Source organism: Streptomyces sp. NPDC029216 (assembly GCF_040648015.1).
GTDB lineage: Bacteria > Actinomycetota > Actinomycetes > Streptomycetales > Streptomycetaceae > Streptomyces.
The window spans coordinates 1-15362 of the sequence record NZ_JBEZWL010000023.1 but is presented as its reverse complement, the minus strand read 5'-3'; the positions used below and the strand labels follow the sequence as shown (position 1 = coordinate 15362).

Genomic DNA, 15362 nt, shown 5'->3' with positions numbered 1-15362 from the left:
TCGCTCAGTCCCGGGCGCACCCCTCTTCTCGTCGATCCGCGCCCGGATGCGGCCAATCTCCCGATCGGATGAAGCCGCCAACCCCCACGCTCGGTATGTGAAGGAGGCATCGTGGGAAGATATGTGATCCGGCGGCTCGGACAGATGGTTGTCGTTCTCTTCGGTGCGACGGTTATTCTCTTCTGCTGTCTTTTCGTGCTCCCCGGCGACCCTGTGGGCTCGCTCGGTGGTGACAAGGCCCGTGACCCGGCCGTCGTCGAAGCGCTCCGTGAGCGCTACGGCCTCAACGACCCGCTGCCCGTGCAGTACGGGAACTTCGTCAAGAACCTCGCGCAGGGTGACCTCGGTGAGGACTACACCCAGCGCCGTCCGGTGACGGAGGTCCTCGGGCCGAAGCTCGCGAACACCGCTGAGCTCGCCCTGGCGGCCATCGTCCTGGACATCCTGATCGGCCTGCTGGCGGGTCTGATCGCCGCGCTGTTCAGATACTCGTTCTGGGACGTGCTGATCACGCTCTTGACCACCATGGCCGTCGGCTTCCCGTCCTTCGTGATCGGCATGGTGCTCCAGAAGGTCTTCGTGGTCCAGCTCGACTGGGTCCCGCTGATCTCCGACGGCACGATGAAGTCGCTGATCCTGCCTGCCTTCACGCTGGCGATCCTCGACGCCGCCCTCGTGGCGCGGCTCATGCGCGGCACCATGCTGGAGGTGCTGCGCGCCGACTACGTCAAGACGGCCGTCGCCAAGGGTCTGCCGCGGCGGACCGTGCTCGTCAAGCACGTCATGCGCAACTCGATCATCCCGGTCGTCACGTACCTGGGTATCTCCTTCGGCTCGCTGCTCGGTGGCGCCCTGATCACCGAGGCGATCTTCAACTGGGACGGCATCGGGCTCGCCCTGGTGCAGGCGGTCCAGCAGCAGAACAACCCGATCATCATCGGCGTGGTGAGCTTCGGCGTCGCCGTGTTCGTTCTGCTGAACCTTCTCGTCGACCTCTTGTACGCGGTCCTCGACCCGCGCATCCGTCTCGCCTGATCCAGGCAGCCCGTTCTAGGAGTTACCCATGACCGAGCTCACCAAGAGCACATCGGTGGCGGGGGACGCGACCGCACCGGCGCAGGCCGCGAACGCGGAGGCCGAGCCGGCCGTCGCCCGCGTGACCCAGTGGGGCGAGATCCGCCACCGCTTCCTCGCCAACAGGCTGGCCGTCGTCGGCCTCGGCCTCGTCCTGCTGCTGTTCCTGACCGCGATCTTCGCCCCGCTGATCGCTCCGCACGACCCGCTGGCCCAGGACCTGAACAACACGCTTCAGGACCCGGGCAACGGTCACCTGCTGGGGACCGACGCGCTCGGCCGCGACCAGTTCTCCCGCATCATCTACGGCACCCGCATCGCCGTGGTCATCGGTCTCGCGTCGATCCTCCTGGCGTGCCTCATCGGCATCGTCATCGGCGCGCTGGCCGGCTACTTCGGCCGCGCCACCGACTCGGTGCTCATGCGCATCGCCGACGTCTTCTTCGCCTTCCCGCTGCTGATCGGCGCCATCGTCATCATCATCGTGATGGGCCGGGGCATCATGCCGGTGATCATCTCGCTGGCCGTCTTCTCGTGGCCGACGGTCTCCCGTCTGCTGCGCAGCTCGATCCTGTCGGTCCGCGAGGCCGACTACGTGCTGGCCGCCCGCGCCCTGGGCGCGGACACCCGCCGGATCATCCTGCGGCACATCATCCCCAACTCCATCGCCGCGGTGATGGCCTACGCCGCGTTCAGCGTCGGCGGCGCCATCGTGGCCGAGGCCTCGCTGTCCTTCCTGGGCGTGGGCGTCAGCCCCGAGGTCCCGGAGTGGGGCAACATGCTCGCCGCCGCCAAGGACTTCATGGGCGTCAAGGACTTCCTGTGGACCTACCCCAGCATCGCGATCGTGCTGACGGTCCTTGGCTTCGTATTCGTCGGTGACGGGCTCCGCGACGCCCTCGACCCGAAGCTGCGCTAGAAGGGCGGCACCACCGAAATGACTGCTTCAAGCATCACCGCAGACGCGCCCCGCCAGAAGGGCGGGGACTCCGAGGTGCCCGTTCTCGAAGTGCGCGACCTGCACGTCGAGTTCGCGACCCGCGAAGGCGTCGTCAAGGCCGTCAACGGCGTGAACTACAGCGTCTCCTCCGGCGAGACCCTGGCCGTCCTCGGCGAGTCCGGCTCCGGCAAGTCCGTGACCGCGCAGGCGATCATGGGCATCCTGGACTCGCCCCCCGGGCGGGTCGCCAAGGGAGAGATCCTCTTCCGCGGCGAGGACATCCTCAAGCTTCCGGAGAACGAGCGGCGCAAGCTGCGCGGTCCGAAGATGGCGATGATCTTCCAGGACGCGCTGTCCGCGCTGAACCCGGTGTTCTCCGTCGGCAACCAGCTGGGCGAGATGTTCCGCGTCCACCAGGGCATGTCGAAGAAGGACGCCAAGGCCAAGGCGATCGAGCTCATGGACCGGGTGAAGATCCCCGCGGCCAAGAGCCGGGTCAACGACTACCCGCACCAGTTCTCGGGCGGTATGCGCCAGCGCATCATGATCGCGATGGCGCTCGCCCTGGAGCCGGACCTGATCATCGCGGACGAGCCCACCACGGCGCTCGACGTGACGGTCCAGGCCCAGGTCATGGACCTGCTGGCCGACCTGCAGCGCGAGTACAACATGGGTCTGATCCTGATCACCCACGACCTCGGCGTGGTCGCCGACGTCGCGGACAAGATCGCCGTGATGTACGCCGGCCGCATCGTCGAGCAGGCCCCGGTCCACGAGCTGTACTCGCGCCCCGCGCACCCGTACACCCGTGGTCTGCTGGACTCGATCCCGCGCCTGGACCAGAAGGGCCAGGAGCTCTACGCGATCAAGGGTCTGCCGCCCAACCTGCTGAAGGCCCCCTCCGGCTGCGCCTTCAACCCGCGCTGCCCCAAGGCGCAGGACATCTGCCGCACCGAGATGCCGGCCCTGCTGCAGGTGACCGAGCGGGACGGCACCGAGCTGGCCGGCCGCGCGAGCGCCTGCCACTTCCGCGAGGAGCAGCTCCATGGCTGAGTTCGACAAGAAGGATGACGCCGTGGACGCCACCCCCGGTATCAGCGAGGTCGACGTCGTCGAGGCGGCGACCGAGACGGCGGCCGTGGCCGCCATCGAGGCTCCCGTCGAGCGCGGCGAGCCGATCCTGCAGGTGCGCAACCTGGTCAAGCACTTCCCGCTGACCCAGGGCATCCTGTTCAAGAAGCAGATCGGCGCCGTCCGCGCGGTCGACGGGATCTCCTTCGACCTGCACCAGGGCGAGACCCTCGGCATCGTCGGCGAGTCGGGCTGCGGCAAGTCGACCGTCGCCAAGCTGCTGATGCTGCTGGAGACGGCGACGTCCGGCGAGGTCTTCTACAAGGGCCAGGACATCACGAAGCTGTCGGGCAAGGCCCTCAAGGCCGTGCGCCGCAACATCCAGATGGTGTTCCAGGACCCGTACACCTCGCTGAACCCGCGCATGACGGTCGGCGACATCATCGGCGAGCCCTTCGAGATCCACCCCGAGGTGGCTCCCAAGGGCGACCGGCGGCGCAAGGTCCAGGAGCTCCTGGACGTGGTCGGTCTGAACCCGGAGTACATCAACCGGTACCCGCACCAGTTCTCCGGCGGTCAGCGCCAGCGCATCGGCATCGCCCGCGGCCTCGCGCTCCAGCCCGAGATCATCATCTGCGACGAGCCGGTCTCCGCGCTCGACGTGTCGGTGCAGGCGCAGGTCATCAACCTGATGGCGAAGCTGCAGGACGAGTTCAACCTGTCCTACATCTTCATCGCGCACGACCTCTCGATCGTCCGGCACATCTCGGACCGCGTGGGCGTGATGTACCTGGGCAAGATGGCTGAGATCGGCACCGACGAGCAGATCTACGACCACCCGACCCACCCGTACACGCAGGCGCTGCTCTCCGCGGTGCCGGTGCCGGACCCGGCGGCCCGCGAGGGCCGTGAGCGGATCATCCTGACCGGTGACGTCCCGTCGCCGGCCAACCCGCCGTCGGGCTGCCGCTTCCGCACCCGTTGCTGGAAGGTCCAGGACAAGTGCTCCACCGAGGTGCCGCTGCTGGCCATCCCGGAGCGGTTCAAGGGTCAGGACACCCCGGCCGCGCACGAGTCGGCGTGCCACTTCGCTGAGGAGAAGGCCATTCTGGCCGTCTGATCCCGCACGGACACAGGACCGGGCGTCGCCGTTCCCGGCGGCGCCCGGTCCTTTGCCGTTCGGGGCGGATGTTCTCATAGAAAGCGGAAGGTTTCCCTCCGGATCTCGTCGGAACAGGACCGTCCGACTTGGTTTGCGGTCCGGGTGTCCCCGAAGATGGCTCAAGCGAGCTCGCCTGAACGGGTCACGCGATCCCGCACGAAGCGACAGTGACTCCCAGGAGGCAATTACCCATGCGCGGAGCAACGAGCGCCAAGTGGGTCGCCGGTGCCCTCGTCGTGGCGCTGGCCGCCACGGCCTGCGGCCCCGAGGACCCGAAGGCCGGCAAGACCGGCGGGCACATCAATGTGCTGCTCGGCGAGCCGCAGCATGGCCTGGTGGGTCAGGACACCGCCGAGTCCGAGGGGGACGAGGTCCTCCACGCGCTCTTCACCGGCCTGGTCACGTACGACACCAGGACCAGCGAGCCCAAGCTCGCCGTCGCCGAGTCCATAGAGAGCACGGACTCGAAGACCTGGACGATCAAGCTCAAGGACGGCTACACCTTCCACAACGGCGAGAAGGTCGACGCGCAGTCCTTCGTCCGGGCGTGGAACTGGGGCGCCAACCAGGAGAACAACGCCGCCACGATGGGCTTCTTCTCGAAGATCGAGGGCTCCGACGAGCTGGCTCCGGGCAAGGGCCGCACCCCCTCGGCCAAGGAGCTCAAGGGCCTGCGGATCATCGACAGCAAGACCTTCACCGTCACGCTGAAGGCGCCCTTCTCCCAGTTCAGGACCATGCTGGGCTACAGCGCCTTCTACCCGCTGCCCCAGGCCTTCGAGGCCGACCCGAAGGGCTTCGCGGAGGCGCCGGTCGGAAACGGCCCGTTCCGCATGGACGGCACCTGGGAGCACGACAAGCAGATCAAGATCAAGCGGTACGACAAGTACCCGGTCGACGGCCGCGCCAAGCTCGACGGCGTGACCTTCAAGATCTACAAGGATCTGGACGCCGCCTACACCGACCTGCGCAAGAACCAGCTCCAGATCGTCGACCGGCTGCCGGTCTCCGCGCTCGCCAACATCTCCGAGGAGTTCGGCGACCGCTACATCTACAAGCCGGAATCCACCGTCGGCTACCTCGGACTCCCGCTGGAGTCCAACCCCGAGGCCTTCGGCCGGCCCGAGGTCCGCAAGGCGATCTCGATGGCCATCGACCGGGACGCCATCGCCAAGACCATCTTCAACGGCACCCGCAAGCCCGCCGACGACTTCATCAGCCCGATCGTCCCCGGCTACCGCAAGGGCGCCCTGGGCGAGGCCGGCACGTACAACCCGATCAAGGCGAAGTCCCTGTTCCAGCAGGCCGGCGGCATCCCCGGCAACAAGCTGGAACTCGGCTACAGCGACGACGGCGGCGGCCACAAGCAGTGGATCGAGGCCGTCGCAGCCCAGCTGAAGGCGAACCTCGGCATCGAGACCAGCGTCAAGCCCTACCCCACCTCCGGCGCCCTGCTGGACGAGGTGAAGGGCCACAAGTTCGAGGGCGCCTTCCGCATGGGCTGGGCCATGGACTACCCGGCGGCCGAGGACTACCTGCGCCCGATCTTCTCCAAGGAAGCCATCGCCAACGGCTCCAACCACGGGCGCTACAAGAGCGAGGAGTTCGAGGCGGCCCTCTCCGCGGCCGACCGGGCGACCGACCCGGCGACGAGCCTCAAGCTCTACCAGAAGGCCGACGACATCGTCATCCGGGACCTCCCGTACATCCCCGTCTTCACCTACATGTCCGCCGCGGCCTACTCCAAGTCCGTCACGGACGTCGAGGTCGACGCCCAGGGCCGGATGGACCTGGCCAAGGTCGAGCGCAGCTAGACCGGGCGCAGGCGCGCGCCCCGCGGCGAAAGCCGGTTGCGGGCGCGCGCGGCCGCCGCCGACAGTGGGCGGATGACCACCGACACGCTGACCGTCCGCCCGGCCGGTCCCGGCGACGCCCTGGACATCTGCGCACTGCTCAACGCCGTCGACGTCATCGAGATCGGCAGACCCGAGACCGACCTGGGCAGCGTCGAGGCCGACCTCAACCACCCCGGCGTGGACCTGGCCGCCGACTCCTGGCTCGCCTTCCGCGGCGGCCGCCTCGTCGGCTACGCCCTGGTGTGGGCCGACTCCGGACCGGGCCGGATCGACGGCGACCACTACGTCCTGCCCGGCCAGGGCGAAGCCGCCCTGCGGCTGCTGCGGCTGATGGAGACCCGGGCCCGCGAGCTCGCCCACGGCACCGGGCCCGCCGCCCGGCTGCGGATCCGGCTCGACGCCGAACCCACCCTCGACCTCTCCCTCCTCACCGGGCGCGGCTACCGCAGCGTGCGCCGCCACCAGGTGATGACCCGCACCCTCAGCCCGGCCGCCGACCTGCCCCCCGTCCCGCCCGCCGGCCTGGCCCTGCGCGACTGCGCCGCCGACGAGGCCGACCGCCGCCGGGCCCACGCCCTCGTCGAGCAGACCTTCGCCGCCCACTTCGGGCACGCCGGGCGCGACTACGAGGCCTGGCTCGACCACGTCGACGGACGCCGCCTCGACTGGTCGCTGGTGTGGATCGCGAGCCTGCCGCACCAGGGCGACGTGGCCGTCCTCGTCTCCCGCGACGACCACACCAGCATGGGCTGGCTCAGCCACATCGGCGTCCGCGCGGACCTGCGCGGCCGGGGCATCGGCGGCTTCCTGCTGCGCCACGCCTTCGCGTCCTACGCCGCCCGCGGCCGGGACACCGTGGGCCTGAGCGTGGACACCGTCAACGAGAGCGGAGCCCTGGCCCTCTACGAGGCGAACGGCATGGCCCCGCACTACGCCGTCGACACCTGGGAGCTGCCTTTGCACCCCCAGGGGTGACAGGCGGGGGACGCGAGGGTGCAATCGGGCCAACCGTCAGTGCGTGGAGCCGCACATAGGGTGACATTGCCCCTAAGTGAGTCTTGGGACCCCTAGGAGGCAGTCCATGCGCGGAGCCACCCACGCCCAGTGGGCCGCATGTGCGGTGGCCGTCGCCCTCGCGGCGACGGCCTGCGGCGGCGGGAGCGACAGCGGCGGGGGCGGTGGCGGCGCGGCAGGGATCGTCAGCTCCTCCTGGGGGGACCCGCAGAACCCGCTGGAGCCGGCCAACACCAACGAGGTGCAGGGCGGCAAGGTCCTCGACATGCTCTTCCGGGGCCTCAAGCGCTACGACGCCAAGACCGGCGAGGCCAGGAACATGGTCGCCGAGAAGTTCGAGACCACCGACAGCCAGAACTTCACCATCACCCTGAAGGACGGCTGGAAGTTCAGCAACGACGAGCCGGTCACCGCCCAGTCCTTCGTCGACGCCTGGAACTACGCGGCCGACGTGCGCAACAAGCAGAACAACGCCACCTTCTTCGCCAGCATCGTCGGCTACGACGACGTGCACCCCGCCTCCGGTGAACCCAAGGCCAAGACCATGTCCGGGCTGGTGGTCAAGGACGCCAAGACCTTCACCGTCGCCCTGAAGTCCAAGTTCTCCACCTGGCCCGAGACCCTCGGCTACCAGGCCTTCTCCCCGCTGCCCAAGGCCTTCTTCACCGACCACTCCGGCTGGCTGGACAAGCCCGTCGGCAACGGCCCGTACACGGTGGACTCGTACACCAAGGGCACCGGCATGAAGCTGCGCAAGTGGGAGGGCTACCCCGGCGAGGACAAGGCGCAGAACGGCGGCGTGGACCTCAGGGTCTACACCGACAACAACACCGCCTACACGGACCTGATCTCCGGCAACCTCGACCTCGTCGACGACGTCCCGGCGCAGCAGCTGAAGAACGTCAAGAACGACCTCGGCGACCGGTACATCAACCAGCCGGCCCTCATCGTCCAGACCCTCACCTTCCCCCTGTACGACCCCCAGTGGGGCAAGGAGGGCATGGAGAAGGTCCGCCGCGGCATCTCCATGGCGATCAACCGCGACGAGATCACCGAGCAGATCTTCCGCGAGACCCGCACCCCGGCCAAGGACTGGACCTCGCCCGCCCTCGGCGACAAGGGCGGCTTCAAGTCCACGCTCTGCGGCGCCGCCTGCACGTTCAACCCCACCGAGGCCAAGAAGCTCATCCAGGAGGCCGGCGGCCTGCCCGGCGGGAAGATGACCCTCACCTCGAACGTGGACACCGGCTCGCACCGCGACTGGATGGAAGCCGTCTGCAACAGCGTCAACAACGCCCTGGGTGAAGGCCCCGTCTGCACCGTCAACCCCATCGGCACCTTCGCCGACTTCCGCAACCAGCAGAGCTCCTTCAAGCTCACCGGCCCCTTCCGCTCCGGCTGGCAGGCCGACTACCCGCTCATCCAGAACTTCCTCCAGCCGCTGTACTACACCGGCGCCTCCTCCAACTACGGCAAGTTCAGCAGCCCGGACTTCGACAAGCTCGTCGACGAGGCCAACCAGGAGAGCGACACCGCCAAGGCCGTCGCCAAGTTCCAGGACGCCGAGAAGATCCTCGCCGAGCAGATGCCGGCCATCCCCCTCTGGTACCAGAACGGCAGCGCCGGCCACTCCGAGCGGATCTCCGACGTCGCCCTGAACCAGTTCAGCGTCCCCGTCTACAACGAGATCAAGGTCAGCTGACCCCGGCCGGCACGCCCGACACCCTGGAGCCTCCATGGGACGTTATGTGATCCGGCGACTGCTCCAGATGATCCCCGTGTTCATCGGCAGCACCTTCCTGATCTTCTTCATGGTCTACGCCCTCGGCGACCCGGTGGCGGCCCTCTTCGGGGACAAGGCCCCCGACCCCGCCACCGTCGCGCGCATCCGCAAGGACCTCTACCTCGACCGCCCCCTGTGGGAGCAGTACGTCCACTACATGGGCCAGATCTTCAAGGGCGACTTCGGCACGGCCTTCAACGGGCAGAAGGTCACCGAGCTGATGGGCACCGCCTTCCCGGTCACCCTCCGCCTGACCTGCATGGCGATCCTCATCGAGATCCTCGTCGGCATCACCCTGGGCGTGGTCAGCGGACTGCGCCGGGGCAAGGCCATCGACACCACCCTGCTGGTGGCCACCCTCGTCGTCATCTCCGTGCCCACCTTCGTCACCGGCTACGTGCTCCAGTTCCTCTTCGGAGTGAAATGGGGCTGGATCCGCCCCACCGTCTCCTCCGACGCCCCCTTCGACGAGCTGATCCTGCCCGGCATCGTCCTCGCCCTGGTCTCCCTCGCGTACGTCACCCGGCTCTCGCGGACCTCCATCGCCGAGAACGTCAAGGCCGACTACGTCCGCACCGCCGTCGCCAAGGGACTGCCGCGCCACCGGGTCATCACCCGCCACCTGCTGCGCAACTCCCTCATCCCGGTCGTCACCTTCATCGGGACCGACATCGGCGCGCTGATGGGCGGGGCCATCATCACCGAGCGGATCTTCAACATCAAGGGCGTCGGCTACCAGCTCTACCAGGGCATCCTGCGCGGCAACTCGCCCACCGTCGTGGGCTTCGTGACCATCCTCGTCATCGTCTTCCTGGTGGCGAACCTGCTCGTCGACCTGCTCTACGCGGTCCTGGACCCGAGGATCCGCTATGCCTGAACCCGAGCCGCAGCCCTACGACCCCCTGGGGCCGGGCCAGAACGAGGCGATCGCCCCGACCGGGCAGGGAGGTGCCATGGACCTCGCACTGGAGGAGGCCGAAAGCCTGGAGAAACCCCTCGCCCCCGGCTCCTCCGGACCCCGCGAAAGGGCCCGCTCCCTGTGGTCCGACGCCTGGCACCAGCTGCGCCGCAACCCCGTCTTCATCGTCTCCGCCCTGCTCATCCTCTTCCTCGTCGTCATCGCCGTCTGGCCCCAGCTCATCGCGAGCGGCGACCCGCTCCACTGCGAGCTGTCCAAGTCCCAGCAGGGCCCCGCCCCCGGACACCCCTTCGGGTACGACACCCAGGGCTGCGACGTCTACACCCGCACCGTCTACGGAGCCCGCGCCTCCATCACCGTCGGCATCTGCGCCACTCTGGGCGCCGCCCTGCTGGGCTCCGCGCTCGGCGGGCTCGCCGGCTTCTTCGGAGGCTGGGGCGACGCCCTGCTCTCCCGGGTCGCGGACATCTTCTTCGGGATCCCGGTCGTCCTCGGCGGGCTCGTCTTCCTGTCCGTGGTCACCAGCACCACCGTGTGGCCGGTGGTCGGCTTCATCGTGCTCCTCGGCTGGCCGCAGCTCGCCCGCATCGCCCGCGGCTCGGTGATCACCGTCAAACAGAACGACTACGTCCAGGCCGCCCGGGCCCTCGGCGCCGGCAACGCCCGCATGCTGCTGCGGCACGTCGCCCCCAACGCCGTCGCCCCCGTCATCGTCGTCGCCACCATCGCGCTGGGCACCTACATCGCCCTGGAGGCCACCCTGTCCTTCCTCGGCGTGGGCCTGCGCCCGCCCACCGTCTCCTGGGGCATCGACATCTCCAACGCCGCCTCCCAGATCCGCAACGCCCCGCACATGCTGCTCTGGCCGGCGGGAGCCCTGAGCCTGACGGTGCTCGCCTTCATCATGCTCGGCGACGCGGTGCGCGACGCCCTCGACCCCAAGCTGCGCTGAGGAGGAGCCCCGGATGCTGCTCGAAGTCCGCGACCTGCACGTGGAGTTCACCACCCGCGACGGGGTCGCCAAGGCCGTCAACGGGGTGAACTACTCGGTGGCCGAGGGCGAGACGCTCGCCGTGCTCGGCGAGTCCGGCTCCGGCAAATCGGTGACGGCCCAGGCCGTGATGGGGATCCTCGACGTGCCGCCCGGCCGGATCGCGGGCGGCCAGATCCTCTTCAAGGGCAAGGACCTGCTGAAGATGAAGGAGGAGGAGCGCAGGAGGATCCGCGGCGCCGACATGGCGATGATCTTCCAGGACGCCCTGTCCTCCCTCAACCCCGTGCTCAGCGTCGGCGCCCAGCTCGGCGAAATGTACGAGGTCCACCGCGGGATGTCCCGAAAGGACGCCCGCGCCAAGGCCGTCGAGCTGATGGACCGGGTGAAGATCCCGGCCGCCCGCCAGCGCGTGGGGGACTACCCGCACCAGTTCTCCGGCGGCATGCGCCAGCGCATCATGATCGCCATGGCGCTGGCCCTGGAACCCTCCCTGATCATCGCCGACGAACCCACCACCGCCCTCGACGTCACCGTCCAGGCCCAGGTCATGGACCTGCTCGCCGAGCTCCAGCGGGAGCTCAACATGGGCCTGATCCTGATCACCCACGACCTCGGCGTGGTCGCCGACGTCGCGGACAAGATCGCCGTCATGTACGCGGGCCGGATCGTCGAGGCCGCCCCCGTCCACGCCATCTACAAGGCGCCCGCCCACCCCTACACCCGGGGCCTGCTCGACTCGATCCCGCGCCTCGACCAGAAGGGTCAGGAGCTCTACGCCATCAAGGGCCTCCCCCCGAACCTGCTGGCCATCCCGCCCGGCTGCGCCTTCAACCCGCGCTGCCCGATGGCGCGGGCCGTGTGCCGCAGCGAGGTCCCGCCGCTCGCCGAGGCCGGCCCCGACCGGGCCAGCGCCTGCTTCTTCTGGAAGGAGTGCCTCGGTGCCTGAGGCCGTCCTGGAGGTCCGCGACCTCGTCAAGCACTACCCGCTCACCCAGGGCATCCTCTTCAAGAGGCAGATCGGCGCGGTCAAGGCCGTCGACGGGGTCTCCTTCGACCTCGCGGCCGGCGAGACCCTCGGCATCGTCGGCGAGTCCGGCTGCGGGAAGTCCACCGTCGCCAAGATGCTGGTCCACCTGGAACGCCCGACCGCCGGGTCGATCTGGTACAAGGGCGAGGACATCACGAAGCTGTCGGGCAAGGCCCTCAAGGCCGTGCGGCGCAACATCCAGATGGTGTTCCAGGACCCGTACACCTCGCTGAACCCGCGCATGACGGTCGGCGACATCATCGGCGAGCCGTACGAGATCCACCCCGAGGTGGCTCCCAAGGGCGACCGGCGGCGCAAGGTCCAGGAGCTCCTGGACGTGGTCGGCCTGAACCCGGAGTACGTCAACCGCTACCCGCACCAGTTCTCCGGCGGTCAGCGCCAGCGCATCGGCATCGCCCGCGGCCTCGCCCTCCAGCCGGAGGTCATCGTCGCGGACGAGCCCGTCTCCGCCCTCGACGTCTCCGTCCAGGCCCAGGTCGTCAACCTCCTCGCGCGCCTCCAGGCGGAGTTCGGCCTCGCCTACGTGTTCATCGCGCACGACCTCTCGATCGTCCGCCACATCTCCGACCGGGTCGGGGTCATGTACCTGGGCCGGATCGTCGAGACCGGCACCGACACCCAGATCTACGACCACCCCACCCACCCCTACACCCAGGCCCTGCTCTCCGCCGTCCCGGTGCCCGACCCGGAGGCCCGCGCCCACCGGGACCGGATCCTGCTCTCCGGCGACGTACCCTCTCCGGCCAACCCGCCCTCGGGCTGCCCCTTCCGCACCCGCTGCTGGAAGGCCGAATCCCGCTGTGCCACGGAAGTGCCGCTGCTGACCGTGCCGCCCGCCTTCCCCACGGGCCCGGCGGCCCACCCGTCGGCCTGCCACTTCGCGGCGGAGCGGCAGGTGGTCCCCGCCCCGGGAGAACTCCCGCCGCCGCCCGCCCCGCTGACGGAGAAATAGGGCGCGCGGCGGGCCGGGGGAGGGGGTCGGGCGGCGGCTGTTCGAACGTTTCAGGACGTGGGAACGGGTCCCGGGGAACGATGATTTCCAGCCACCCCGCATATGGCGGGCAGGCCCTCCGCCACGAACCCCAATGCGCCCGCCGTGGGGGCGACTTGACCGATTCTGCCCCGAGTTCAGGGCCCGGCCGGCCGGACCGGATACGGCCGCACGGGCGCCGGCGGCCGGCCGGGGAGGCGCACGGCCCCTCCGGCCGCCTTCCCGCGCCCCCGGGCGTGCGCGGGATGCGCCCCTCGTGCTGCCGGAATTCGACCGATGCGCTGGTACGGATAGTTATGATCCGTAGCGCACGGTGGGTATGACTTCGCCGAGCACGAGTACGCGTACCGATGTCCGCTCGACGTGGAGGTGAAACGCCGTGGCACTATCGATCTCGGCCGTGGTGCTGCTGGCGATCGTCGTCTTCCTTCTGGTCCGGAAGTCGGGACTGAAGGCGGGGCACGCGTTCGTCTGCGTACTGCTCGGGTTCTACCTGGCGAGTTCGACGGTCGCGCCCACCCTCAGCCAGCTCACCTCGAACGTGGCGAGCATGATCAGTGGCCTCAAGCTGTAGGTCTGCTCGTAGGCTGGCCCCATGAACGGTCTTCCCGCCCGTCGTCTGCTGCTCGTGCACGCGCACCCGGACGACGAGTCGATCAACAACGGCGTCACCATGGCCAAGTACGCGGCCGAGGGCGCCCATGTCGCGTTGGTGACCTGCACCCTCGGCGAGGAGGGCGAGGTCATCCCGCCCGAGCTGGCCCACCTCGCGCCGGACCGCGACGACACCCTCGGCCCCTTCCGGGTCGGCGAGCTCGCCGCCGCCATGAAGGAGCTCGGGGTCGCCGACCACCGCTTCCTCGGCGGCACCGGCCGCTTCCGGGACTCCGGGATGATGGGCGCCCCGCAGAACGCCCGCCCCGGCGCCTTCTGGTCCACCGGCGTGGACGAGGCCGCCGGCCACCTCGTCGAGGTCATCCGCGAGCTGCGCCCGCAGGTCCTCGTCACCTACGACCCGGACGGCGGCTACGGCCACCCCGACCACATCCAGGCCCACCGCGTCGCCATGCGCGGCGCCGAGCTGGCCGCCGACCCCGCGTACCGCCCGGAGCTCGGCGCCCCGCACGCCATCGCGAAGGTCTACTGGAACCGCGTCCCGCTGTCCGCCGTCGAGGAGGGCTTCGCACGGCTGCGCGAGGCGGGCGCCGCGCTGGCCTTCCCCGGCCTCGCGACCGCGGCCGACGTACCGGGCGTGGTCCCCGACGAACGGATCACCGCCGAGATCGGCGACGCGGAGGGCGAGCGGACCCTGGTGGACGCCAAGGCGGCCGCCATGCGGGCCCACGCCACCCAGATCGCCGTGGACGGGCCCTTCTTCGCCCTCTCGAACGACCTGGCACAGCCGCTGTTCGCCCGCGAGTACTACGAGTTGGCCGTCGGCCGGTCCGGGGCCCCGGCGGGCGAGCGGGAGCGGGACCTCTTCGCGGGGGTGGAGGCGTGACCACGCCGCTGACCGCGGGCCGGATCGCCGCCCTGCTGGGCCTGCTGGTCGCGGGCACGGCCACCGGCCTGGCCGGCTGGCTCGTCGTCGACCTCTGGTTCCCCGCCGGGCTGCTGCTCGCCGTACTGGCCCTCCTCGGGCTCTTCCTCGGGGCCCGGGTCGCCCTCGGCGGAGGCCTCGGCGTGGGCGTCGCGGCGGCCGGCTGGTTCCTCTCGTACGTCCTTCTCGGTGTCCCGCGCCCCGAAGGGGACTTCCTGCTCGGTTCCTCCGGAATGGGCATGTACGCATACCTTTTGGGGGGAAGCGCGGTCGCTGTGATCTGCGCCACGATGCGCGGACCCGTGGAACCGCCGGTTTCGGCCGCGAAAACGGGCTGATGACGGGCCGCCGGACTCCGGCGGCCCCCGATCGGGACCGGGTTGCGGGGGTTTGACGGGCCCTCGGTGGAGGCCTTGCGGAAGCGTAAGAGGAACCTTTCATTCCCCGGGGACAGTTGCGTGCGGGCGGCGGCCAGTATGGTGGACGGGCCGCCGAGCCGCCCGCGCAAGGTATGACGGGCGGCGGAGCCAACCGGGAGAACCTGCCTTGAGTCGTGAAACTGACAGTTCGTCCCCCGGGCCCCAAGGGCACGGTGGAGCCGCCTACCCCTCGGGTACGCCGCCGTATGGAACCGGCCAGTCCGCGCCCACGTCCCTGCCGCCTCGGCCTGGCGCCGCGACCGCCCCGGAGGAGAATCCTGTGACTTCGAACCCGTCCACGCCCGACACCGACGGGCCGAAGACCGAAACCACCCTGACGACCCGGATCCGGATCAACATCCCGGGCTCGCGGCCGATCCCGCCCGTGGTCGTCCGCAAGCCGGTGAAGGACGCCTCCCCGGAGGCCTCCTCCGGCTCTGCCGAGCCGGAGCAGGCCGAGTCCCCGCGCGGCCCGGCCCCGGTGCGCGCCGCCCTGCCCGCGCGGTCCACCGACCGGACGCCCGCCCCGGCCCCGCAGGCCCCGGCCGCCC

At 69.6% G+C, this 15362-nt stretch carries 14 protein-coding genes and 1 pseudogene; all 15 read left to right on the top strand.

Annotated elements, in window-relative coordinates; genetic code table 11:
- Positions 1–111: 111 nt before the first annotated feature.
- A complete protein-coding gene (locus AB0F18_RS11935) occupies positions 112–1035 on the top strand; it encodes an ABC transporter permease (protein ID WP_362058031.1) in 924 nt (307 codons plus the stop codon).
- Between the two features lie 28 nt (positions 1036–1063).
- Positions 1064–1993 (top strand): ABC transporter permease, encoded by a 930-nt coding sequence (locus tag AB0F18_RS11930; RefSeq protein ID WP_362058028.1) that lies wholly within the window; start codon positions 1064–1066, stop codon positions 1991–1993.
- 18 nt (positions 1994–2011) lie between these two features.
- Positions 2012–3067, top strand: a complete 1056-nt coding sequence (locus tag AB0F18_RS11925) for an ABC transporter ATP-binding protein (protein ID WP_362058025.1) — start codon at positions 2012–2014, stop codon at positions 3065–3067.
- Positions 3060–4205 carry a dipeptide ABC transporter ATP-binding protein gene (locus AB0F18_RS11920; protein ID WP_362058022.1) on the top strand — a complete coding sequence of 382 codons (1146 nt, stop codon included), beginning with the start codon at positions 3060–3062 and terminating at the stop codon, positions 4203–4205. Before AB0F18_RS11925 ends, AB0F18_RS11920 begins: the two co-directional genes overlap by 8 nt.
- Before the next feature lie 233 nt (positions 4206–4438).
- Positions 4439–6061, top strand: a complete 1623-nt coding sequence (locus tag AB0F18_RS11915) for an ABC transporter substrate-binding protein (protein ID WP_362058019.1) — start codon at positions 4439–4441, stop codon at positions 6059–6061.
- Positions 6062–6133: 72 nt separating this feature from the next.
- The gene (locus AB0F18_RS11910; protein ID WP_362058016.1) at positions 6134–7078 is read left to right on the top strand and encodes a GNAT family N-acetyltransferase; all 945 of its coding nucleotides are present in this window, start codon (positions 6134–6136) and stop codon (positions 7076–7078) included.
- 106 nt (positions 7079–7184) lie between these two features.
- Complete coding sequence (locus AB0F18_RS11905; protein WP_362058013.1) at positions 7185–8819, top strand: ABC transporter substrate-binding protein; 1635 nt, start codon at positions 7185–7187, stop codon at positions 8817–8819.
- Between the two features lie 34 nt (positions 8820–8853).
- Positions 8854–9777: an ABC transporter permease gene (locus tag AB0F18_RS11900; protein WP_362058010.1), complete on the top strand. Its 924-nt coding sequence runs from the start codon at positions 8854–8856 to the stop codon at positions 9775–9777.
- Positions 9770–10771 (top strand): ABC transporter permease, encoded by a 1002-nt coding sequence (locus tag AB0F18_RS11895; protein WP_362058007.1) that lies wholly within the window; start codon positions 9770–9772, stop codon positions 10769–10771. Before AB0F18_RS11900 ends, AB0F18_RS11895 begins: the two co-directional genes overlap by 8 nt.
- Positions 10772–10784: 13 nt before the next feature.
- A complete protein-coding gene (locus tag AB0F18_RS11890) occupies positions 10785–11759 on the top strand; it encodes an ABC transporter ATP-binding protein (protein ID WP_362058004.1) in 975 nt (324 codons plus the stop codon).
- On the top strand, positions 11752–12813 hold the full coding sequence (locus tag AB0F18_RS11885; protein ID WP_362058001.1) for a dipeptide ABC transporter ATP-binding protein: 1062 nt from the start codon (positions 11752–11754) through the stop codon (positions 12811–12813). Before AB0F18_RS11890 ends, AB0F18_RS11885 begins: the two co-directional genes overlap by 8 nt.
- Before the next feature lie 418 nt (positions 12814–13231).
- Positions 13232–13426, top strand: a complete 195-nt coding sequence (locus AB0F18_RS11880; RefSeq protein WP_007266329.1) for a hypothetical protein — start codon at positions 13232–13234, stop codon at positions 13424–13426.
- Positions 13427–13447: 21 nt separating this feature from the next.
- A complete protein-coding gene (gene mshB / locus AB0F18_RS11875; RefSeq protein ID WP_362057998.1) occupies positions 13448–14353 on the top strand; it encodes an N-acetyl-1-D-myo-inositol-2-amino-2-deoxy-alpha-D-glucopyranoside deacetylase in 906 nt (301 codons plus the stop codon).
- On the top strand, positions 14350–14730 hold the full coding sequence (locus AB0F18_RS11870) for a DUF6113 family protein (RefSeq protein ID WP_362057995.1): 381 nt from the start codon (positions 14350–14352) through the stop codon (positions 14728–14730). The genes mshB and AB0F18_RS11870 overlap by 4 nt, the downstream gene beginning before the upstream one ends.
- A 208-nt stretch (positions 14731–14938) precedes the next feature.
- A pseudogene (locus AB0F18_RS11865) lies at positions 14939–15362 on the top strand (hypothetical protein); the annotation flags it as partial.

Coding starts and splice junctions, on each gene's coding strand:
- AB0F18_RS11890 (WP_362058004.1), top strand. CDS start 10,785: ATGCTGCTCGAAGTCCGCGACCTGCACGTGGAGTTCACCACCCGCGAC.
- AB0F18_RS11915 (WP_362058019.1), top strand. CDS start 4,439: ATGCGCGGAGCAACGAGCGCCAAGTGGGTCGCCGGTGCCCTCGTCGTG.
- AB0F18_RS11895 (WP_362058007.1), top strand. CDS start 9,770: ATGCCTGAACCCGAGCCGCAGCCCTACGACCCCCTGGGGCCGGGCCAG.
- AB0F18_RS11910 (WP_362058016.1), top strand. CDS start 6,134: ATGACCACCGACACGCTGACCGTCCGCCCGGCCGGTCCCGGCGACGCC.
- AB0F18_RS11905 (WP_362058013.1), top strand. CDS start 7,185: ATGCGCGGAGCCACCCACGCCCAGTGGGCCGCATGTGCGGTGGCCGTC.
- AB0F18_RS11900 (WP_362058010.1), top strand. CDS start 8,854: ATGGGACGTTATGTGATCCGGCGACTGCTCCAGATGATCCCCGTGTTC.
- AB0F18_RS11930 (WP_362058028.1), top strand. CDS start 1,064: ATGACCGAGCTCACCAAGAGCACATCGGTGGCGGGGGACGCGACCGCA.
- AB0F18_RS11925 (WP_362058025.1), top strand. CDS start 2,012: ATGACTGCTTCAAGCATCACCGCAGACGCGCCCCGCCAGAAGGGCGGG.
- mshB (WP_362057998.1), top strand. CDS start 13,448: ATGAACGGTCTTCCCGCCCGTCGTCTGCTGCTCGTGCACGCGCACCCG.
- AB0F18_RS11920 (WP_362058022.1), top strand. CDS start 3,060: ATGGCTGAGTTCGACAAGAAGGATGACGCCGTGGACGCCACCCCCGGT.